At 58.9% G+C, this 20,185-nt stretch carries 19 protein-coding genes; 10 read left to right on the top strand and 9 right to left on the bottom strand.

Annotated elements, in window-relative coordinates; all coding sequences use genetic code 11:
- Window positions 1–13 precede the first annotated feature (13 nt).
- On the top strand, window positions 14–430 hold the full coding sequence (locus SE91_RS37835) for a hypothetical protein (protein ID WP_061849929.1): 417 nt from the start codon (window positions 14–16) through the stop codon (window positions 428–430).
- 191 nt (window positions 431–621) lie between these two features.
- Here SE91_RS37835 and SE91_RS27905 read toward each other — a convergent pair whose 3' ends face one another.
- The gene (locus SE91_RS27905) at window positions 622–1,725 is read right to left on the bottom strand and encodes a DNA topoisomerase IB (protein ID WP_061849928.1); all 1,104 of its coding nucleotides are present in this window, start codon (window positions 1,723–1,725) and stop codon (window positions 622–624) included.
- Window positions 1,726–1,952: 227 nt separating this feature from the next.
- Between SE91_RS27905 and rnhB the strand changes: the two genes are divergently transcribed.
- Entirely contained in the window at window positions 1,953–2,777 is an 825-nt protein-coding gene (rnhB, locus tag SE91_RS27900) for a ribonuclease HII (protein ID WP_061849927.1), read from the top strand.
- Window positions 2,778–2,802: 25 nt separating this feature from the next.
- On the opposite strand, the gene ligD (SE91_RS27895) is transcribed toward rnhB, so the two are convergent.
- From ligD (SE91_RS27895) to SE91_RS27880, 4 genes are read right to left on the bottom strand one after another with little or no spacing between them, the layout of a single operon-like run.
- Complete coding sequence (gene ligD, locus SE91_RS27895) at window positions 2,803–3,753, bottom strand: non-homologous end-joining DNA ligase (protein ID WP_061849926.1); 951 nt, start codon at window positions 3,751–3,753, stop codon at window positions 2,803–2,805.
- Between the two features lie 10 nt (window positions 3,754–3,763).
- Window positions 3,764–4,324 (bottom strand): MOSC domain-containing protein, encoded by a 561-nt coding sequence (locus SE91_RS27890; protein ID WP_061849925.1) that lies wholly within the window; start codon window positions 4,322–4,324, stop codon window positions 3,764–3,766.
- Window positions 4,324–6,006, bottom strand: coding sequence for a DNA polymerase/3'-5' exonuclease PolX (locus SE91_RS27885; RefSeq protein WP_061849924.1), 1,683 nt, complete (start codon window positions 6,004–6,006; stop codon window positions 4,324–4,326). Before SE91_RS27885 ends, SE91_RS27890 begins: the two co-directional genes overlap by 1 nt.
- The gene (locus tag SE91_RS27880; protein WP_061849923.1) at window positions 6,007–6,207 is read right to left on the bottom strand and encodes a hypothetical protein; all 201 of its coding nucleotides are present in this window, start codon (window positions 6,205–6,207) and stop codon (window positions 6,007–6,009) included.
- A 299-nt stretch (window positions 6,208–6,506) separates the two neighbouring features.
- On the opposite strand from SE91_RS27880, the gene ligD (SE91_RS27875) reads away from it, so the two are divergent.
- On the top strand, window positions 6,507–7,433 hold the full coding sequence (gene ligD, locus SE91_RS27875) for a non-homologous end-joining DNA ligase (protein WP_061849922.1): 927 nt from the start codon (window positions 6,507–6,509) through the stop codon (window positions 7,431–7,433).
- A gap of 141 nt (window positions 7,434–7,574) precedes the next feature.
- Entirely contained in the window at window positions 7,575–8,087 is a 513-nt protein-coding gene (locus tag SE91_RS35735) for a hypothetical protein (RefSeq protein ID WP_156489818.1), read from the top strand.
- A 5-nt stretch (window positions 8,088–8,092) separates the two neighbouring features.
- Here the strand turns inward: SE91_RS35735 and SE91_RS27865 are convergent, their stop codons facing one another.
- Together SE91_RS27865 and SE91_RS27860 are read right to left on the bottom strand one after the other, a co-directional pair.
- On the bottom strand, window positions 8,093–10,252 hold the full coding sequence (locus SE91_RS27865) for an exonuclease domain-containing protein (protein ID WP_061849920.1): 2,160 nt from the start codon (window positions 10,250–10,252) through the stop codon (window positions 8,093–8,095).
- 139 nt (window positions 10,253–10,391) lie between these two features.
- Entirely contained in the window at window positions 10,392–11,117 is a 726-nt protein-coding gene (locus SE91_RS27860; RefSeq protein WP_061849919.1) for an SOS response-associated peptidase, read from the bottom strand.
- Window positions 11,118–12,279: 1,162 nt separating this feature from the next.
- Here SE91_RS27860 and SE91_RS27850 point away from each other — a divergent pair.
- Entirely contained in the window at window positions 12,280–13,080 is an 801-nt protein-coding gene (locus tag SE91_RS27850) for a recombinase family protein (RefSeq protein ID WP_061849917.1), read from the top strand.
- A complete protein-coding gene (locus SE91_RS35725; RefSeq protein WP_245318616.1) occupies window positions 12,965–13,867 on the top strand; it encodes a recombinase family protein in 903 nt (300 codons plus the stop codon). The genes SE91_RS27850 and SE91_RS35725 overlap by 116 nt, the downstream gene beginning before the upstream one ends.
- Before the next feature lie 819 nt (window positions 13,868–14,686).
- Here the strand turns inward: SE91_RS35725 and SE91_RS27840 are convergent.
- Window positions 14,687–14,959, bottom strand: a complete 273-nt coding sequence (locus SE91_RS27840) for a DUF1488 family protein (RefSeq protein WP_061849915.1) — start codon at window positions 14,957–14,959, stop codon at window positions 14,687–14,689.
- A 68-nt stretch (window positions 14,960–15,027) separates the two neighbouring features.
- On the opposite strand from SE91_RS27840, the gene SE91_RS36605 reads away from it, so the two are divergent.
- Window positions 15,028–15,201: a hypothetical protein gene (locus SE91_RS36605; protein ID WP_156489817.1), complete on the top strand. Its 174-nt coding sequence runs from the start codon at window positions 15,028–15,030 to the stop codon at window positions 15,199–15,201.
- Between the two features lie 236 nt (window positions 15,202–15,437).
- On the opposite strand, the gene SE91_RS27835 is transcribed toward SE91_RS36605, so the two are convergent.
- Window positions 15,438–15,848 carry a BLUF domain-containing protein gene (locus SE91_RS27835; protein ID WP_061849914.1) on the bottom strand — a complete coding sequence of 137 codons (411 nt, stop codon included), beginning with the start codon at window positions 15,846–15,848 and terminating at the stop codon, window positions 15,438–15,440.
- 504 nt (window positions 15,849–16,352) lie between these two features.
- Here SE91_RS27835 and SE91_RS27830 point away from each other — a divergent pair.
- The 3 genes from SE91_RS27830 to SE91_RS27820 all read left to right on the top strand — a co-directional run bounded on the left by SE91_RS27830 (window position 16,353) and on the right by SE91_RS27820 (window position 20,124).
- A complete protein-coding gene (locus tag SE91_RS27830) occupies window positions 16,353–17,582 on the top strand; it encodes a histidine kinase dimerization/phospho-acceptor domain-containing protein (protein ID WP_061849913.1) in 1,230 nt (409 codons plus the stop codon).
- A 26-nt stretch (window positions 17,583–17,608) separates the two neighbouring features.
- The gene (locus tag SE91_RS27825) at window positions 17,609–18,472 is read left to right on the top strand and encodes a response regulator (protein ID WP_061849912.1); all 864 of its coding nucleotides are present in this window, start codon (window positions 17,609–17,611) and stop codon (window positions 18,470–18,472) included.
- A 677-nt stretch (window positions 18,473–19,149) separates the two neighbouring features.
- The gene (locus tag SE91_RS27820) at window positions 19,150–20,124 is read left to right on the top strand and encodes an ABC transporter substrate-binding protein (RefSeq protein ID WP_061849911.1); all 975 of its coding nucleotides are present in this window, start codon (window positions 19,150–19,152) and stop codon (window positions 20,122–20,124) included.
- Window positions 20,125–20,185 lie beyond the last annotated feature (61 nt).

The raw sequence follows: 20,185 nt of genomic DNA, 5'->3' as shown, positions 1-20,185 counted from the left end.
TCGCGGGGCTGGCGTGAACTTCCAAGTCACAGTCCTGAAGATCTTGGTGGCGTATCCGGACGGGTTTGCCCCGATGGAGGACCTCAAACGGGACATGGCTATTCTGGCGACCAGCGGCCGCGACTGGGCGGATCGGACCAGGCGCTTGGCAGCGCGAGTACCGGACCTTGACATCTTTTGCCAAGGGCTTGTCGAACGCATCAACGGGGGCTGGAAGATCACGGCCCGCGGGCGGGAAGTGCTCCATAAGATGGAAGCTCCCCCAGCCGCCGAGCCAGCCCAGCAGGCCCCCGTCGATAAGGCTAAAGCGGTATCCGAAACAGAGCCAGTTCCTCCGCTGCCTCAGGCCGCAGACCGTGCCAAGAGGCGGCGCGAACGCCGCGAGCGTCGTCGCGAGGCGCGCGAACGAGCGAGGGTGAACGCCTCTTGAGGTGAACTCCCGGCTGAGGAAAAAGCCTAGCCGAGCGCGACGGCTTAAATTGTCCCGGACCCTCGATTATTTCCCCAGCCCCACCCCAAAGCGTAACGCGCGTTACTTTGTTTGTGCCGACGAGAGCAGCTGCGTTTGAATGTCCCGAAGTATAGAGGAGGACGCAGACCTTCCGAGACTGCTACTGGAGGCTAGGCGGCGGCCTTCAGAGAATCGAGACGCTTGCGCAGAAATGCCAACACCATGATCTCGTCGGACGTGAGCTTGGCGTACTGACGCTTGAACTTCTGCGCGATTTTGGCTTCGATCATCTTCACGAGGTCACCGGACATGTAGGCATTCAGGACTTCCGGGTGCACATAGCACTTGCGGCAGATTGCGGGCGTGTTGCCGAGTTGCTTCGAGACGCTTTCGACCGCGGCGACGATGTTGCGCTTCGCCTCGGCCTGGCTATCGTACTTTTTGAATTCGCCCAAGGCCAACGCCGCCAGAACTGTTCCCGCCCAGGTGCGGAAATCCTTGGCGCTGAAGTCCTCGCCCGTGATGTCCTTGATGTAGGCGTTGACGTCACCGGAATCGACGGTGCGCGGCTGCCCATCGTCGTCCAGGTACTTGAAGAGCTCATGTCCCGGGATCTCCGCGCAGCGCTTCACGATGGCGGCTATCCGCTTATCCTCCACGCGAAGTTTCCATTGCTTGCCGGACTTGCCCGTGAAGTCGAACCGAAGGACGCCGCGGCCGACCGCGACGTGCTTGCGACGCATGGTAGTGAGCCCGTAGGACTTGTTTTTCTCGGCGTACTCGGCGTTACCGACCCGGATCAATGTCTTCTCCAGAAGACTGACTATTGTGGCCAGCACCTTCTCGCGCGGTAGGCCGTCTCTTTTCATGTCGAGGGCGGCCCGCTCCCGTATTGCAGGCAGTGCGGCAGCGAACTGGATGATATGCTCATACTTGTTCTGGTCGCGAAGCTCCCGCCACTTCGGATGATAGCGATACTGCTTGCGACCCCGCGCATCCAGCCCGGTCGCCTGGATGTGGCCGTTGGCCGAGGGGCAAATCCAAACGGATTCGTAAGCGGGCGGGATGCCGATTGACTTGATGCGCCGGATGACCGCGGAATCGGTGATGCGATTGCCGTCCTTGTCGTAGTAGCTGAAGGTGGTCCCAGTCCGCTTTCGCGTGTAACCCGGCGCAGAGTCGGTGACGTACCGCAGCCCTTCTTCCGCGATGCTGGCCGCAACCTCGGCGGTGCGGTCCAGAACCTGTTCGTCGTTGCCAGTCTCTCGGAGCATGGGCCTGTCCCTCGGAAGCACCCTGGGATCGAGGCTTCACTTCTCCTAAAGGGATAAAGACACCAGTTAGTTCCGTTCTGAGATCGGTGGATGCAATCCATCTCAGGTGAAGGCAGGGCCGTTACCTTGGGAAAAGGCGCTGCAAGTCGCTCGGCGTAGCTTAGCTTCAGACAATCGCCACAAAGTTCACCGAGACGCTCCCCACAGTTAGCTCCACGAAGGCCTCCATGTTCCAATATTCGCTCGATGTGCTGCGTCAGCGCTATGTCGTCGAAAAAAGACCGCTCGAGGTTAGCGTCGAGCAGATCTTGCGGGTCGACACCCGCGCTGGAGTCCGCGCCATCCTGGCTTCGATCGACAAACGGCGTTTTCAAAACAGGTCCGAAGGGCAGCGCCTCCGCAAGATGCTCAGTTTTGAAACCTCTCTGTGGGAGAGCGGCGTTCATGCCGTGGCGGGCGTGGACGAGGCCGGAATGAGCCCGCTCGCCGGGCCGGTCTCCGCTGGCGCCGTGATCCTAAAGCCGGGCACCCGGATAGTCGGGATCGACGACTCAAAGAAACTCGACGCTGCGGCCCGTGAGGAACTCGCGAAGGAGATCAAGGCAAAGGCAGAGAGTTGGTACGTGGCGTTTGTAGAGGTCGAGGAGATCGACACGATCAACATCTATTGGGCGGGCATCCAGGCCATGCAGCGCGCGGTCAGGGGACTAGGATTGACGCCGCAGCACTTGCTGATCGATGCGAAGCGGTTGAAAGAAATCGACGTCCCCCAGCAGGCCATCATCAAGGGCGATGCCAAGTCCGCGAGCATTGCTGCTGCGTCTATCCTGGCGAAAGTCGAGCGCGACACGGTAATGCGGACGCTCGACGTGCGTCACGCCGGCTACGGCTTTGCGGATCACAAGGGCTACCCGGTGCCGGCTCATTACGAAGCGCTTGCCAGGCTTGGTGCATGCGCAGCTCACCGGAGGTCGTTCGGACCTGTACGCAAGGCTCTCGGGTTGCCGCCCCTGCCGCCGTGGCCTTCGGCATCCGAGCGCGAGGCCGGCTGAACGCAGGTCCTTTGCTCCGCATCAGCTACCCTACTTTCGACCAACTCTTTTCGCGAACGACGTCCTTGGCCTTCTTGTCGGACCGCAGGCCGAGATAGACGGGCTGGCGCAGCTCTCCCTTGCTGGTCCACTCAGCGAACTTCACTTCCGCAACCAACGAAGGACGCACCCAGGTGGTGACCCGCTCGTCCTTTACCTTGGCGGAGAACGGCGACCTCCCTGTCTGGAGCCTCACCAGCTTGCCGTGAAGCTCTTCGAGGACCTGGTGGCTGAAGCCCGTGCCGACGTGGCCGATGTACCGCCATGCATTTCCTTCGCGTACCGCCAGCACGAGGGCGCCGAAGAAAGGCCGGGTCCGCCTTGGCGCCGTGAACCCGGCGATCACGACTTCCTGCCGCTGCGCAGTCTTCACCTTCAGCCAATCGCCGGTCCGGCGTCCGGACGCATACGAGCTGTCAGCGCGCTTGGCCATGATGCCTTCGAGGTGTCTCCGCTCGGCTTCTGCGAAGAACTTCGTTCCCTTGCCTTTGCGGTGATTGCTGAACGCGATCAGCTTGTGGCGCGGCAGGATGGCCTTCAGCCGCTTCTTGCGCTCGAGGAGCGGCAGCGCGCGCAGGTCCTCGCCGTCCGCGAACATGATGTCGAACGCGCAGTACAAGAGCTTGGCCTCATGACGCAGGGCGTTCTGGAGCAACTGACAATGAGATACGCCGTCCTTTCCGATCGCGACCAGCTCGCCATCGATCACGGCGTCCGCCTTAACGCCCTCAAGTGCCTTCGCGACCTCGACATAGGACTGGCTGATGATTTTCCCGTTACGACTATAGAGCGCGACCCGACCACGCCAAATTTCCGCGACCATGCGGAAACCATCGAATTTGTCTTCAAAGACCCAATCAGGATCGTCAAACGGCGCATCCGTCAGCGTGGCCAGCATGGGCTGCAGGCGATAAGGCAGGGTAGATTTTCGGGCCATGGCAGGGTCTCTACAGGGCCGGCAGAGGCCGAAACGAGGACGGAAGGCGAGCCCGCACGATATCGCCGGCCGCGACCATCCCGCCGGCCCGTACCACGCCCAGCACTCCGGATTTGAATGGAGGGCCGGTATCCCCCGATGAGAGCACCTGTCGCTTCAGGCCGGACCGGAAGCGGTCGATCAGGACACAGGGTGTCCGCAGACCGGTTAGCTCGACGATGGCCGTAGGACCCAGCTCGATGAGGGTGCCAAGCGGCATCCGCTCCAAGTCGAGGCCAGTCGTCGTGATATTCTCACCCATGTCCCCCGCTGCGACCTCGAAGCCGGCTTCCGCGAGGGATGCAAAGAGCTCGGCCGGGATCAGGTGGACCTGCCGGAGATTGGGTCGGCGTGGTCGGCGGCGGGCGAGATAGCGATGCCGGACGAAAGCGCCGGCATGGGCGTCGCCTTGAACGCCGTGGCCCTCGACCAGAACGATGCGATCCTGGACCGGCTTGCTGAAGTGGTGCCCAGGGTCGGCGGCGACCGCCGCCACCTTCCCCTCAAGCGATAGATCGTGCGCCTGCGGCATCAAGCGGCGCGGGCGAGCGAACGCCGCTTCTGGCGGAAGTAGCGCGTGATCTCGGGAAGCTTCATCGCGTTCAGGACCCGATCGGCAGGGACGCCGCCCTTTCGGGCCATCAGGACGCCCCAGTGCATGTGGTCGAGTTCGGGGATCGAGTGCGCGTCCGGATTGATGCTGAGCATGCAGCCGAACTCGAGCGCAGCCTGGTGCCAGCGCCAGTCCAGGTCCAGGCGCCACGGGTGGGCATTGATCTCGACGACGACGTCGTGCTTGGCGCAAGCCCGCAGCACCTTCTCAACGTCGATCTCGTAGCCGGGCCGCCGCTGAAGCTGCCTCCCAGTCATGTGGCCGATGATGGTGGTATGAGGATCGGAGATGGCGCGAAGCAAGCGCTGCGTCTGCGCCTTGCGGTCCAGCTTGAAGCGGCCGTGGATGCTGGCGACTACAAAATCGAAGCGCTCCAGCACGCCAGCCGGATAGTCGAGCGAGCCGTCCGCCAGGATGTCCGACTCAATGCCTTTGAGGATGCGGAAGTCCTTGCCGAAGCGCTTGTTCAGGCCGTCGGCCTCCCGGTGCTGCTGCGCGATCTCGTCGACGGAGAGACCGCCGGCGTAGTGGGCGGACTTGGAATGATCGGCCACGCCGAAATACTCGAAGCCTCGCTGGCGCGTGGCCTTGGCCATGGCTTCCAGGGTCTCGGTGCCGTCGGAGGCATCGGTGTGGCAGTGAAGGATGCCGCGCAGGTCCTGGTCGGTGACGAGCTTTGGCAGCTTGCCTTTCAGAGCCGCCACGATCTCGCCGCGCCCCTCCCGGAGCTCAGGGTCGATGAAGGGCAAACCAAGGGCGCGGTAGATCTCGGCCTCCTCGCCGGCGATCAGGGTGCGCCCCTTGTGCAAGCCGTCGGCTTCCAACCGCATCTCCTTTTCGGCGGCCAGCATCCGGAGCTGCTCGATGTGGGCGGCGGAGCCGGTCGCGAACAAAAGCGCGGCGCCGAAGTGCTTGCCATCCGACAGACGGATCTGCAGTCCGTCCGTCCGCGAGGGCTTCGCCGCTTTGCCGGTCTTGGGCGCCTCGGCAACGATCGAGAGATCGCCCACCAGTTCGCAGCCCCGGCGAAAGTCGCCGGCGATCGTGACCCGCTTCAGCTCGGGCTTGGACTTGCGGAGTGAATCCTTCGCATGTTCCACCAAGGCGGCTGCACGGTGCAGATGCATCCGCCCTTCGCCGCTCTTTGCGATGGCCAAGCTCTGCAAAATCTTGGTCTGCAGCGCGGCACCGAGCCCCTTGGCCTTCTTGATGCGGTCGTCCTTCGCGGCAGCCTCCAATTCGGCCAGGGAGCCGACGCCGAGATTCTTGTAGAGATGCAGCACCTTCTCAGGGCGCAGACCGGGCACGGAGAGCATCTCGAGCACGCCCTCGGGAACCTCCTTCCGGAGTTTTTCGAGGCTCGGGTGAGTGCCCGTTTTGTGGAGCTTGGTGATGATCTCGGCTATCGCCTCGCCGACGCCCGGGATTTCCGTAAGACGATCTTCGGCGATGAGGACGTCCAGCGGGAAGGCAAGAGCCGCCAGGCTGTCCGCGGCCCGAGAGTAAGCCTTTGCCCGGTAAGGATTGCCGCCCCGCAAGGCGCTACGCTGCGCATATTCTCGCAGGAGAGTTGCCACACCGCGAGTGTCGAGCGAAGGCATTTAGCGGGCCTCCTGGTCCGCGCCTTGCGGCGCAGCCGGAGCAACGCGATCGCTGGAGCGGTCACTTGCCCGGCGGTCGAGCGAGCGCTCGAGCTTCTGGGCTGCGCGAAAATCCTCAAGGTGCTGGATATTGGGGCCGTAGGCAGCCTCCTTCTTGAGGAGATTGTAGATCCGGCCGGCCACTAGCTGCAGATGCTTCATCCTGCCCCGCGGCATGGATCTCGCTTTGCAGAGAGCTCGGATAGCGTAGGCCCGGAAGTAATCGAATGCATCTGACATGATGTCAGTAAACGCCGGCTCTCGCTGGGAGTTCGATACCTCCGTGGAGGACTGTAACTGCCCTTTGGCACCCGCTGCAGCTTGGCGCAATCTCGACTACCAACGAACCAGCGAGGGCGTTGGAACTCCTTGCGGCCATCGACGTTGCTGGACCCGTGAAGAAGGTAGGTTTCCTGCCCGCCGTCGGCTCACCGGCGGCGGGCTTTTTGTAAGTTGCGTAAGTGGCAAAGCGTACCAAGGCATCGGCCAGAAAGCCGGTAGCTGCTCCGATGCCGGGGTTTATTGCGCCCCAGCTTGCGACCCTGAAGATGAACGCACCTTCGGGGCCCCTGTGGATTCACGAAGTCAAATACGACGGTTATCGCATCCAGCTCCACGTCGACGGTGATCGTCGCAAGGTCTTCACCCGCAACGGTCTCGACTGGACGCACAAGTTTTCTGTCATTGCCGGCGCGTTCGACATCGAAGGGCAGGCCATTGTTGACGGTGAGGTGGTGGTTATCCACGAGGACCGCACCAACTTCTCCGAACTTCAGGCAGACCTAGCAAGAGGCGACCAGGACCGCTTGCTCTTCTTCGCCTTCGACCTCCTGTGGCTCAATGGTAACGACCTTCGGAAAGATCAGCAGATTGAGCGCAAGAGGCTGCTGAAGGATCTGATTGAGAGCAACGAGCTAGACGAGCCGATCTTCTACAGCGAACACCACGAAGGGGACGGGCAGGCGCTGTTCGAAGCCGCGAGTAAGCTCAATTATGAAGGTATCGTTTCGAAGCGTGTTGACGCTCCTTATCGATCAGAGCGTGTTGAGGCTTGGCAGAAGGTAAAGGTCGTCCAAAAGGGGAAATTCCCCGTCGTAGGGTTCATCAAGGATCCCACAGGTGTCGCCGCTCTCTACCTCGGCAAGAAGAAGGGGAAGGATCTCGTCTATATGGGCAAGGTCGGCACTGGCTGGAGCCGAACCACATCACGCAAGATCAGGGACGCTCTTGATACGGTCGTCAGCCCAAAGCAGAAGCTCACTAAACCCATTAAGAAACCGAAGGCCACCTGGGTGGAGCCGAAGTTCTACGCCGACATTGAATATCGCGACATCACGTCCGAAGGATTGCTGCGCGCAAGTTCCTTCAAAGGTTTGTCCAAGAAATAACTTATGTGCCTGCGCCCCTTTGGTCGGCCTTTCGGGCGGCCGCTGTCGTCTATCATCATTGTTCCCCTGCGCCGCTTGCTAGGAACAAGGTGCTCAGGACCTGATTGAGTCGGCGAATTAAGTAGCGTGGAGTAGTTGACGATGTCTGCCCAGAAGCAGGTACTGGAAGCCGTTGCGCGAGCCCAAGCCATTTTGGCGAACTACCTGGAACCGGGTGCGCGCGACTGCGAGCGGACGATCAACGCACTTCTGGACGTCCTCGATCGAGATCAGGTTGTCGTTGCAGTCGAGGAGCTTGAGCGGCGCGGCGAAGCCGTTGCCGATCTCCGCCGCCTTCTCGATCAAGGACTTTCCTCCTCGAGTTCTTCGCCCAGAAATTTGGTAGAGCCCGACCTGCCCCCCATGCCGCCGGAGCGGAGGCCTCAAGATCCCGGCATGGATGGCAGCGACATGCGCTTTGAAGGATACCATGTCGACACGAAAGAGCATGCCGGCGAATATCCCGATACGATGCCTCAAGTCATCGAAGTAACCGATGCCGAAGGGCGAAAGGCGGCTTACGTGCCGCTTAGCCGGGACGGTAAGGTCGTGGACAGCGCCGCAGTGGTGGAAAAACTGAAAAGTTGCGGAGCACCAGAGTTCTTAGGGCCTTGAAGATCCTAAGCAGCGGCCGCGCTCGGTAGCGCTTCACCAACGCGCTTTTCGTTTATCAAGTTCAGCAGGTGCGCCGAGGCCCGCGCATCGCATAGAGCCCTGTGGTGGTTCTTGAGTTCTATGCCGTAGGTCTCGCAAAGTTTCCCAAGTCCGTAGGACTTGTGGCCCGGATAGCGCCGCCGCATTCCGGCGCACGTGCACAGTTTCGGGAATCTGAACCGCCGGCCGATCCGCTCGAACTCGTAGGCTATGAAGCCGTAGTCGAAGCTGACGTTGTGAGCGACGAAAATACCGTCTGCCATGAACTCCATGAATGCATCCGCGACTTCCGCGAACAAAGGCGCCTTGCGAACCATCTCATTCGTGATGCCGGTCAGCTGAACGATCTTTGCCGGTATGGAGCGCTGCGGATTGATGAGAGAATGCCATTCGTCGACAACGCTGTGATTGCGTACCTTCACCGCACCGATCTCGGTGATGCGATCGCCATTCGACCATGAACCGGTCGTCTCGATGTCGACCACCACGTAATCCTGCTCAGGGTCGAAACGATAATCCACCCGACCGATCTCAGCCATGATACCGGCTGAATCTAGCTGGCGGAGACGGGTCAGCTGATTACGACGGATCACGTCCCCCTCGGCCTTGACCTCCATGAAAGAAACTTTGCCACCCTGCACCAACATTAGGTCGGGGAAACCGTCCCGCATCCCCCGGAAATCGTCGCACATACTGCCGATGATGTTGGCGATGCCGGCCGGATTGGATCCTTCGAGCAGTGCTCGCAGCGCCTCAACTTGCACGTGATCCCAGCTGAAGATCCCGTTCGGACGCCCCCATCTGGCTGCGACAGTGCGGAGAATCAGCGGGAGGGAAGCTCCGGAGGCGATGGCTGTCAGCTTCTCGTCGATCGTCGCGGCGAACAACCTCCGGAAGCTGCGGTCCTTGAGGCAGTGGGGTAGCCAATCGAATGCGCTAGGCATCCGGGTGCTTTCGAACAGCTCGTCCCAAAAGAGCAGGCCGAAGAGAGTGTGCCAGAGCACATTCTCAGTGAAGAAAACCTCCGTGCCCTCACGCCGAAGCACGCCCGCCACGCCCGCCTCGGGATTGCCGCGATAGGTGTCATCGACGGTGATCGTGCGGCCGGACCGCAAGAGTTCCGTGTAAAGACCTGTACGCCGTCCGCCGAACTTTCGGGCGTAAAAATCGGTGGCGAAGAGGTGTTCGCCATCGCTGGCGGGATCATCGATCATCCGCTGCAGCAGCGTTTCGGCCTCGGCTTTGTCGCCCTCGTTGTAGAGCAGGCGAACCAAACGCTCGTTACAGTCGGGCGATGACCCCGCACGGTAGAGCTGACGGGCAAGATCGCTTTCACCCGCTCTCTCGAAGAAAAGTCCCGTCTGATGCGCAGCTTGATTGCGCAGGTCGCCGGCGTACTGGGTTGTGCAGGCGGGCCCGGAGAGTACATCGATGGCAGCTCGTCTATGGGCGAGCTCTGATCCCTCTTCCAAGCTGTCGAGAACTTGGCTGTAGTGGAACGAGGCAAGCGCTTCCTCGGCATCGGTAAAGCGCGCTCCGAACGAGGTCTCGCGGTTGGTGCGGAGAATCCCCAAGTCGCGCAGCGCGAAATTCTTGAGACTAACCTGGGTCTTTCCGAAATACAGGTAGAGCAGGAACTCGATTGGCCGCGTCCCATCCAACGCGATGAAATTACGGGCGCCACAGTGCTGCGCGGCAACTGAAAAGGGGATGCTCTCTAGATAGTAGTCGATGAACTTCGGCTTCGACCATGACTTGCGGACGTCTCCTCGACCCGCAGCTTGCGCTCCGGTGATGAGGACGTCCTTCGGCAGGCAGGAGACGAAGGCCGCATAGTCGGCCTCGCAGAGCGCGCGCGCGTGGCTGGCCGCTATCAAATCGCGGATTGCCCGCTCGACGTCATCGATCTCGGGGTAGCTGAACAGGGAGCGTTTGAATATTGAACCACGTCGGTTGATCATCCGGACCAACAGACATCGGGCATCTCTCGAGAGGTGCTCGAAGCGCGTTATGAATGCGGAATGATCAGGACCCAGAACGGGCTTGTACGTCCGCTGCACGAATCCGAGCATTTCGACGAAGTGGTCGAGATAATAGTATGCGGGCAGTTGAGGGAGCTTGGCCAAACGGACCTTCGGGGTATTGCAATTCTTGTTCTATTTTTGTTCGCATCTTCCTCGGATTGTCAAGAGGCGGGACGGGCGGTGCCTTTTTCTCTGTGATAACCGCTAGTCCCGGCGGGTTGCACTAGACTGCTACAGAATGTCAGGTCGCGTTGGGCGCCGAATCTTCCTTCGCCCCGCGCGCAACAATGCGCAGCGCGCCATCGGGGAGCGGCCGCTGCAGCTTCAAAGCTTCCATGACTGGCGCGGTCATCCAAGTCTCGACCTCGTCAGGCGTTGTCAGAATCACCGGCATTGCCTTCGGATGTATGGCGCCAACCTCAGCGTTTGGCTCAGTTGTCAGGAAAGCGTAGAGGTCGTTGATGGTCTCGCCTTCTTTGACTTTCCGGACCGATGTCCAGTTAGTCCAAATGCCGGCGAAGCACGCGAGTGGCCGGGCTTCATCGAGCGCAAACCAGATGTCGCCGCCCTCGGCCTTATTAAATTCGCTGAAGGAATTAAACGGCACCAGGCACCGGTTCTCGATGCCAAGCCATCTCGTCCAATGCTTGCTCTTCACATTGCGAATGTTGGTAGTGCCGCTGTCCGGCTCCATCCGAAGCAGTTCCTTGAAGTCAACAGTCTTGCCTTTGGCCTGCAGCTTCTCGGCTCGCTTTTTGGTCGCCTCCATTAGCGCTTTGGAAGATGACGGCATCCCCCATCGAGCAAGGGCAAGTTCGCGGCTGGCGGCGCCAGTCCGGACGATCGGCGCCCTGTAGTCAGGGAAAACGCCGGGCATTGGCGCGAGATTGCCGACGTATCGATTGACCACGCGAAATAGGGCGCTGATCGCGGCCTGGTTGGTCGTGATGGAATAGAGATTGCACATTGTTAGGAGGCTTTCTTCGTCCGGCGGGATGGCCCCGCAGGCTGCGGATCACCAACGGGACGTAAGCCGATCAGATCGGGCCGGCGCTTCTTGCCGAGGGTTCTCTGGCAAGGGCTACAATAAAGAAAGTTCCGCATCAGTGAGATTTGTCTGTCACGAGGCTGCACCACGAGCGACAAGTCGATGATTTCGGTGTGTTTGCAATGGTCGCAGCGCACCTCGAGGAGCGAATACCCACCAACAATTGCGGCCTTGATCGTGGGCGACTGCTGGTCGACTTCTCCGATGAACAGACCGGTGTTCCAAGCCAGGCAATCGAGTGCGTAGGCCTTAGCGCGCGCCGCGTCTGCAGCAGCGTGAGCCGCCGCAGCATCCTCAAGAAGGTGCGCGAAACTTACCTCGGCCTTGTGAAGCTCCCTAGCATAATGCTTACGGTCTCCTCCTGACATCGGAGGGGGCTTTATGATACGAGCTGCGGACATCTGGCGTCCCTAACTCAGAGTTCGCATTGCCGTGCCTTGCATAGGCTGGGGTTCGCCATGGGATTCGTTTACTTGAGTCATCGCACTAGATTAGAGGCAACTCGGCTCTCAGAACTAGCCGCTGGGGATTGGGGGCTATGCCAATTGGACCGCAACCAATAGGTCAATAGCAGCGAGGTGGGCAGCAGCAGTTATTTTTGTTTTACCGAAATTCTTGTTGCTCCGTCGGGCAAAACAGTGGTTCATAAGACGCTGGCTCGAATATGAGGATCAGCGCATATGTCCGAAGGAACCGAGGGCTCATCCGAGCTTTCAAAGATCGCCAAGCTCAACGGGGATTTTAGGAGGAACTACGGAACGATGCTGGGCGCATTCCTGTACCTGCGGTCGATTAGCGCCGCCCGAGGCCGTTCATGGCTTTGGTCGGGCTTGTTTTCTCTCGTTTGTTCCGCTGCGCTGGGATGGCTGAGCCGCCATCTGTTTTCATTGTTTTGGTGATCGCTGAAGCGAACTGGTGCTGCGTTCTGGCTGAGCGCAGAGCTAACGCGCACTGCAACGTTTCCGAAAAAGATACTTTAACTTTCTCCGATCGGTTGAGAGGGTGCCAACCATCGGCGAGCATTGCCGAACTACTGTCCAAGGCTGTGGCATAACCGTAGCATCGGCGAAGGCAGAGGGCCATGGCGCAGCTACTAGGAGTTGCCCAACAGAGCGAAAAGCGCGTGCGGGCCGCGCAATACATCCGGATGTCCAGCGAGCAGCAGAGATATTCGACCGCAAACCAGGCGCTTGCGATCGCAGCTTACGCCATAGAGCACGACCTCGAGATTGTGCAAAGCTATATCGACAAAGCGAGAAGCGGGTTGACGATCAAGGGTCGCAGCGCTCTGCAGCAACTGCTCCATGACGTGAAAACTGCTCAGGCAGATTATAAGGTTATCTTGGTCTTCGATGTCAGCCGCTGGGGCCGCTTCCAGGACGCCGACGAAAGCGCTTACTACGAGTTCATCTGCAAAAGCGCGGGCGTTTCGGTGCAGTATTGTGCCGAGCAATTCGACAACGACGGTAGCTTCATGTCGAACATCGCAAAGCAGCTGAAGCGCATTGGAGCGGGACAGTATAGCCTCGACCTATCTAAGAAGGTGTTTGCCGCGCAATGCCGCTTAGTCACCCTTGGATTCCGCCAGGGCGGTCCGGCCGGCTACGGATTACGTCGTGAGCTTGTCGACAGGGCTGGCCGATCCAAGGGCTTTCTTGCGAACGGCCAACGCAAGGCCTTGCAGGAGGACCGGGTACTGCTGCGCCCGGGAGGTCGTTCGGCGTATTTTCCGATCGTTCGTCGAAGAGCGAAAGTGCCCATCGGCGATCGCCAAGGAACTGAACGGCGAGGGCATTTTGAACCAGTTTGGTCGGCGTTGGACGAGCTGGACGCTCCGTTATCTGCTCAAGAACGAACATTATATAGGAAGAAACGTCTATAACCGCAGCAACTGGAAGCTGGGCCAGAAACGCCAACCCAATCCGCCAGACGTTTGGATACGCTCCGAAGCGTCGTTTTCTCCAATCGTGAAGCCGGCGCTGTTCTGGAAAGCTCAGAAGATTTCCAGCCGGCGGCGGCTGCTGCTGTCGGATCGGGACATGCTGGAACGATTGAAGGCCCTGCTAGTCGAGAAGGGTAAACTGAGTGCCCCGATCATCGATGCCTCGTTCGATCTTCCTGGCAACGGCGCGTATATCAAGAGGTTCGGCAGTCTCAGGAAGGCGTATGCCGCCATCGGCTATTATCCAGACAGCCTGAAATTCCATGACGGGCGTCGCGCTGTTATCGCTACCTTAGTCGAACTTCGGGAGGAGTTTGCCGACGAACTCGTTGCGTTTGGGCATTCTCTCGCTTTCGATCAGAAGACAGGTCTGATCACGATCGATCGCGCGGTCAAGGTCATGATCGCGGTGGCGCGAGCAAACCATGATCGCGGAAGATTTCCGCGGTGGGGTATCAGGCGTCGCATCGACCAACGCGCCGATCTTGTCGTGGTCGCGCGGATGGACGAGGACAATCGCGAGGTCATGAGCTATGTCGTGCTACCGCCGGCGCGATTGACGAGTTCATTCTTGCTGACAGGCGAGCATACGCCTGGCAACATCAATAATAGCCAGCTCGCAACGCTAGAAGAGGCAGTCGAGGCAGTGCTTCGTTTTAAAGCCCACAAAGTGGCCCGCTCAGCGGCTAGCGATAGTAAGAAGTTTAGGCCGCGGCGGGGGAACTGACGTCGCACTAAGCTAGGTGATTTCGGTGGCAGGTATTGCGGAGCGTCAGTCTCCGCCGGACGCGTTTCCTTGTAGTGCGGCGGCAGATCTCCCCAAAAACTTCGCGCGGCGCCCTGACCAGCGCAGTGATCAGGCCGATCGCTCAGCGTCCGAGCGATCTCCCGGAGCTGCTTGAGGTCGTTTTGCGTTGCGTCATGAAACGTGTGGCATGACGCTCATGCCAGCTAGGCGGACCGCGGTTTCAGTGCTCAGCCTGCCGCGGCCTGTTTTCGAGCCTCGCGTTCAACTTGAGGAGTGGAGCAGTTGTGTGACCCTGAAGCTGCGGCACTAGCCTCGGCGTATAGTCTGCGGTCGTTCGGCTCGCTCATCTAATCTGCATGCGGAGCGCATTCACGCCCGCGTGCACGAAACCACTCGGGGCAGCACGCGAAGCGAAGTTGAAACACTTCAATCCGATGCTGGAGCGACAGGTATACGGAGGCTCAGATGAGTAGACTGATTTTTGGCGCGGCTCTCTTGGCGCTGGCAACAATCGGATGTTCGGCGTTTATTTCCGCCGCGGTTTCCGCAGCCCGGGATGCAAAGGCCGCAACATTCTCAGATCGGTTCGCGCCGCAAACCAGGGTTCTTACGATGAGCTAGGCCCGCCAGCGCGGACCGGCAGGTCTCTGGGCCGAAGCCCTAGCTCTGTGCCGATCGTGCTATGCGCAGGCCAGCGATTAGACGCCGAACAACCGAGTTGGTGCGCGGAACGATTCCTGGCGCTGGCATAGTCTACTATTGCAAGTGCTTCCCGCCTGATGCTGGTCACCCGGCAGCTTACCGGCCAGGGGTGAGCTGGTCGGTGCGGACCACGGGCTTGGTTTCCCCTTGGTCGTAGTTCCCGCTCGCGATCAGTTCAATCTTCCAGCGGTACCGTTCGAACGTGCCTCTGACGTCCGTTTGACGGGTCCCATCCTTAGCGGCGCGATCGAGCAAAGCAGCCCAGGTGACGAAGCAAAGGACGCGGTGTTCGCGGTCAAACATCGAAAACGCAATCCCTTCGCAAAGCCGGAGCTCGGAGTCGCGAGATGGATCAGTAACAAGGGGCATTCTGAAATCTCCAATAGGCAATCCCTTGATTTTGGTGGCTTCTATCGCTCATCACAAGGGGATGGACTGTGGAAGCCACCTGGCAAATCCACGCTGTTCCGGATGCAGCGGGCAGCGGCTCGAGCGATAGAACGAATAACGCAGATGCTTTGGTCGCCGCCGGGCTGTTGAAGGTGCCCGGCACCGGCGCGCTTCTGCGGCGCGACGACTACGCTGGCATCGACGCGGCAACGCCGCCGTAAGGGCAGCTAGCGCGAGGCCCAGGCCACGAGGCAATAAGACGCCGAGAGCGGGCCAACGACATGGCCCAGACGATGAATTGTGTCGTATGCGAGGGTGCGCCGTTTGGACTGACCGCAACCCTAGCTATCGTCGCCGCAGATGCGGCCGCGAACCGGGGGTGGGTCGTTTTTCTATCCATGCATCTAGCCCCCGACGGTTCTCGGGGCGGCCGGAGCGATCTGCGCAGACGGTCAACTCACCACACAGGTACAGATACCTTGATGGGGCCGCTCGATTCGGCGAGTTGATCGCACATAAAGTTCAGTAAATCATCTCCCGAGAGGGAATCAGGCTCAAACAATGCAAGAGGTCTCTCGATCAGAGCCATCGACCAATTCGGAAAGCGCCGTTCAGGCATAGACTTTGCCTCGATAAGGCAAATGTCTTTGTGGCGCGGGTCCTGAGCAATTCGGACAAATAGGTTCGTTACCCGACTCCGCTCGCCTTCCAGAACCTGGAAGAACCGACCTTTGTCAAAGAGAAGAGCGCCAGTAAGCGCAAGGGCCAGGTTGTTACGCTCTGCCGAGCGAATGATTTTTAAGAGTTCGTTGCTGCCGTTTGGCCTTCTAAGCAGATTGCGGCTTTCGTAGATAAGCCTGAACAGCATGCTGGGCCCCTCCTATTAGTCCCATACGGTATTGAGATTGTCAGAAGGTTAAGGCAGCCTACTCGCGGCATGCTAGCCAATCCGCAGAGTACTGGAAGCGCCCTCAAAACCCCTGCTTCCGCGAATCTCTCAACTCGCATCGGCCGGTTATAAATTTGTGAGCCGCCGCAGGGCATGTCGGGATGAGGATGGCTGTATAGGCAGATCTATCCGGGAAATTACGGGGATGTATCATTAGATACTGCGTGCAGGCTCTTAAAAGGCCAAAGTCAACAAAAGCGTGAGCCAGTCCTTGCTTCAGAGGCTGGCGTCCGTGGTGCGCATCACACGATTGAAGTTGTAGGAGGCAAGAGACGACGTGGAATGAATGCGCGCTCAGAGTTCTCCTAAGCCACCCGCAAGGTTGCCGCGGCTGGGACGAAGAACTGGCTGGCATGGGCAGTAAAAGCTATCTAATGATCTGAAAAAGAGCATTCGAGATCACTGTGGGGGGCAGATCGAACGATGAAACGGCGGAAGGATGCAGCCCTTCGATGGCTGTGGTTTTCGCTGGCGGCCTCAATCATCGCTCCGGCGCTTGTGTTCGCATATGCGGCTTACGATGCTTACTGCGATGCCTTTGAACTGGCAGACGAGCGAATCGAACGCAGTTTGGAGGTGTCAGCGGAACAGGCACTCCGAGTCTTTCGTTCAATCAACGTTACTCTCGATAGTATTGATCAGATCACTCGCGGTAGAACTGACCTGACAATCAAAGACTCCGGCGCCGAGCTGAGCGAGCGCCTGAAGCAGCTCGCGCATACGTTTCCAGACATTAGTTCAATTTGGGTGCTCGACCGCAAGGGCGATGCATTACTGTCGTCTCTATTCTTCCCGGTGCCCGCTGCTTTCAACGCACCAGAGCGATCTCACCTGAAGGCAGAGTTAGCGCAAGGCAACGAAGCTTACATTGGAGGCGTGGTCAGTATCTCTCTGACGGGTGCGATCCTATTTCCGGTTAGCAAACGACGGCACGATAGCTCAGGTACTTTCAGCGGGTACACGCTAATCTCTGTCTTACCCACCTCATTTGAAACTCTCTATGCAACCCTGCGCGGTAGGTCGAGCGCTAGCTTTGCTCTGATTAGAGAGGACGGTGCTGTCCTCGCTCGTCACCCTGTCGCAGCCCGTCCTGGGATCTTGTTGGATCAGTCGAGTGGCTTTGGTCAGCTGATCAAAGGGAGTCCAGAAGGAGGACGATACACGACGGTGTCGAACGTAGACGGACTAGAGCGGCGTTTTGCAGTTAGAAAGCTGGCGGGACTGCCGCTGTATGTTTCTTCCAGCATGGAAACGTCGGAAATAAGAAGAGCGTGGCTTCGGCAAGTTGGCGGGTATCTGGCTATCGGCGCACCCGCCCTCGCTCTGGTCTGCTTCTTCATTTTTCTCACCGCTCGCAGCACTGGGGCCTTTTATGCGGAGGCAGAGCGTCGAGAAATTCTGGAGCAGGAAATGCGCCGCACGCAGCGGATTGAGGCTATCGGGCAGCTCACCGGCGGCATCGCACACGACTTCAACAATTTGCTCACGATTATCATCGGCAACCTGCAGATGGCGATCCGTAGGGTCCCCGACGAGAAGCCGAAAGCCATGCTGGAAAATGCGCAAAGGGGAGCGTTGAGGGCAGCCGAGCTCACTAAGCTCTTTTGGCATTCTCTCGGAAGCAAGCACTCAATCCAGGACCTGTCGATCTAAATAGGCTTGTCAACAATCTGACGGACATGCTGGCTCGCACGCTCGGCGAGACCATCCGGATCGAGAAGATCCTAGCATCCGATCTGTGGGAGACGCAGGCTGACATAACTGAGCTTGAATCTGCTGTGTTGAATTTGGCACTCAACGCCCGAGACGCGATGCCGAATGGAGGCGCGCTTACATTGGAGACCGCAAACGCTTTTCTTGACGAGAATTTCTTAGTAACAGCTGATCGAGTGAACTCCACACAATACGTGTCTGTTTCGGTAAGCGACACCGGAGCGGGTATGTCGCTGGAGGTGGCAGACAAAGCATTCGAGCCGTTCTTCACAACCAAACCGCCCGGTATGGGAACTGGGCTCGGGCTGAGTCAGGTCTATGGCTTCGTGAAACAGAGCGACGGTGACGTTAAAATTAAATCAAAACAGGGTGCAGGCACGACCGTCACTATCTATCTCCCGAGACATATGGATGTTGGCAAACCAACGGCGAAAGACAATGTCATCGAAAGTGCTGCCCACGGGCGAGGGCAACGTGTGCTGGTAACAGAAGACGATGAGGGAGTGCGGAAGTTTGTTTCAGAAACTTTGATCGAACTCGGCTATGAAGTCATGCAAGCCAAAGATGGCGATGCCGCACTTAGCGCACTTGCGACACATCAAGTAGACCTACTCCTGACCGACGTGGTGATGCCGGGCATGAACGGACGCGCTCTTACTGAAGAAGCACAGCGTCGACGGCCAGGACTGAAGGTGCTTTATATGACCGGATATTCCCGCGACGCCATCGTTCATCAGGGCAGACTCGATCGCGGAGTTTCTTTGATACAAAAGCCGTTTACTCAAAGCGACCTTGCGCGAAGGGTACAGGGTGTTCTAGAGGGCAGCTAAAGGGAGCTTCACACCTCTTTTACGCTGAAGCAAACTGCGGAGATTCGGCCAGTAGGATTTCGCCTAATTTGCCGGACGGTCGGACTTCTCGGACATGGGAGAGACTTGCTCATCGGCCTTTTGGCGTGGTGATGCCGTTTCAGCGATGCACTACGCGCTCGGTACTGCTCGGCAAACTTCCGCCATTGCTCGGCAGCGCATTCCCGATCTGGTCCAAAAGAGCACGCCAGTTGTGGCAAGCAAGTCGAGATTCTCGCTTAGAATGGCTTTGAGTTGCGTGCAACAATATCGCGGGGGTTCTGGTCCGCACGCAACATGAATTGCTTTAATCGCCGGCGAGGAAAGCCGCCACGAAGTGCAAAAGCCCCGTCTCAGTCGGCGGCGGCTTCATTTCAGCCCACCCTGACTTCCGCTTCTGGCCGATTATGTCGCAAAAGTCAGCTGTTGCGGATTTGGCCGTTGGTTCTTCGTCAAGAACCGCGCTTCGCGCGTCAATATCGAAGAAAACTGCTTCCGGTATTGGCCCCGTAGCTGACCTTCTGAGCGGATTGTGCCGTTGACCGCTTTTGACCCGTTGCGGTCCTACGCCCATACGCCTTATCGGTGCACTGCAAGTGCAACAATCATCGAGACGTGATACTCTGCCTCCCTCGTCCTCAATCTGCGATGAGGATCGAATGAAGCGGCGGGAGTTCCTAGCTGGCACTGCGGCGCTGCTCGTTCAGCCCAGGCATCTACACGCGCAAGAGAAGCCTCGGCGGATGGGTTTCCTTGGCGTTTGGGCGGATGATCCGACACGCGACCCCATTCACGCTGCATGGCTCAGCGGGTTGCGAGAGAAGGGTTGGATCGAGGGCAAAAACCTGGTTGTCGAATATCGATACGCCCCGGATCGTTTGCCAGCTTTAGCCGTCGAGCTGGTCGGCTTAACACCTGATGTGCTCGTCGCTCCTGGACCGCGGGCAGTGCAAGTCCTGAAATCATCAACCTCCACCATTCCGATCGTTTTTGTGGCTGTCGCCGATCCCCTGGGGCTGGGGCTCGTGCAAAGCCTTGCGCGACCAGGCGGCAACATCACAGGTGTTGCGACCATGGTTCCTGATGACTTCGGTGCGAAACGCCTCGAAATACTCCGCGAGCTCGTCCCCAATGTCTTGAAAATCGCTATCTTAATCAACCCGAACAACCCGATGCACAGGCTTAACTTCGGGGAGTTTTTGGCTCGCACCGCCGAGAGGCTTGGAGTGATTTTGCTCACGGTTGAGGCGACGACGCCCGACGAACTTGACGTTGCATTTGCGTCGGCCGCCGCCCAACATGTCGACGCCGTGTTGGATATGGGCGATAGTCTGACCTTTTTCCAAGCTCCCCGACTGGTCGCGCTCGCTGCGAAGTATCATCTACCGACAAGCTATTTGTTCCGACGATGCGCCGACCTTGGGGGGTTGATCGTCTACGGCCCTGATTTTGCCGATCTGTACCGCCGTGCAACCGGCTATGTCGATAAAATCCTCAGAGGCACCAAGCCCACTGATCTGCCGGTAGAACAGCCGACCAAATTCGCGCTGGTGATCAACTTGAAGACGGCAAAGGCGCTCGGCCTCACCGTGCCGCCCTCGTTGCTCGTTCGCGCCGACCATGTCATCGAATAGATAGGCCATTCCGCTGCCGCGCATGAGTCTGCTCGTGGCCCGAAGCTGCTGTACACCCGAA

The organism is Bradyrhizobium sp. DOA1, assembly GCF_001593325.1.
In the GTDB taxonomy this organism is placed as follows: domain Bacteria; phylum Pseudomonadota; class Alphaproteobacteria; order Rhizobiales; family Xanthobacteraceae; genus Bradyrhizobium.
Note: the sequence above shows the minus strand (reverse complement) of the source record. Positions and strands in the feature narration are given on the sequence as shown.

Excerpts from the sequence above, each read along its gene's own strand:
- SE91_RS27905 (WP_061849928.1), bottom strand. The coding sequence starts at position 1,725 with ATGCTCCGAGAGACTGGCAACGACGAACAGGTTCTGGACCGCACCGCC.
- rnhB (WP_061849927.1), top strand. The coding sequence starts at position 1,953 with ATGTTCCAATATTCGCTCGATGTGCTGCGTCAGCGCTATGTCGTCGAA.
- ligD (WP_061849926.1), bottom strand. The coding sequence starts at position 3,753 with ATGGCCCGAAAATCTACCCTGCCTTATCGCCTGCAGCCCATGCTGGCC.
- SE91_RS27890 (WP_061849925.1), bottom strand. The coding sequence starts at position 4,324 with ATGCCGCAGGCGCACGATCTATCGCTTGAGGGGAAGGTGGCGGCGGTC.
- SE91_RS27885 (WP_061849924.1), bottom strand. The coding sequence starts at position 6,006 with ATGCCTTCGCTCGACACTCGCGGTGTGGCAACTCTCCTGCGAGAATAT.
- SE91_RS27880 (WP_061849923.1), bottom strand. The coding sequence starts at position 6,207 with ATGAAGCATCTGCAGCTAGTGGCCGGCCGGATCTACAATCTCCTCAAG.
- SE91_RS35735 (WP_156489818.1), top strand. The coding sequence starts at position 7,575 with ATGTCTGCCCAGAAGCAGGTACTGGAAGCCGTTGCGCGAGCCCAAGCC.
- SE91_RS27860 (WP_061849919.1), bottom strand. The coding sequence starts at position 11,117 with ATGTGCAATCTCTATTCCATCACGACCAACCAGGCCGCGATCAGCGCC.
- SE91_RS27850 (WP_061849917.1), top strand. The coding sequence starts at position 12,280 with ATGGCGCAGCTACTAGGAGTTGCCCAACAGAGCGAAAAGCGCGTGCGG.
- SE91_RS27840 (WP_061849915.1), bottom strand. The coding sequence starts at position 14,959 with ATGCCCCTTGTTACTGATCCATCTCGCGACTCCGAGCTCCGGCTTTGC.
- SE91_RS27835 (WP_061849914.1), bottom strand. The coding sequence starts at position 15,848 with ATGCTGTTCAGGCTTATCTACGAAAGCCGCAATCTGCTTAGAAGGCCA.
- SE91_RS27830 (WP_061849913.1), top strand. The coding sequence starts at position 16,353 with ATGAAACGGCGGAAGGATGCAGCCCTTCGATGGCTGTGGTTTTCGCTG.
- SE91_RS27825 (WP_061849912.1), top strand. The coding sequence starts at position 17,609 with ATGCTGGCTCGCACGCTCGGCGAGACCATCCGGATCGAGAAGATCCTA.
- SE91_RS27820 (WP_061849911.1), top strand. The coding sequence starts at position 19,150 with ATGAAGCGGCGGGAGTTCCTAGCTGGCACTGCGGCGCTGCTCGTTCAG.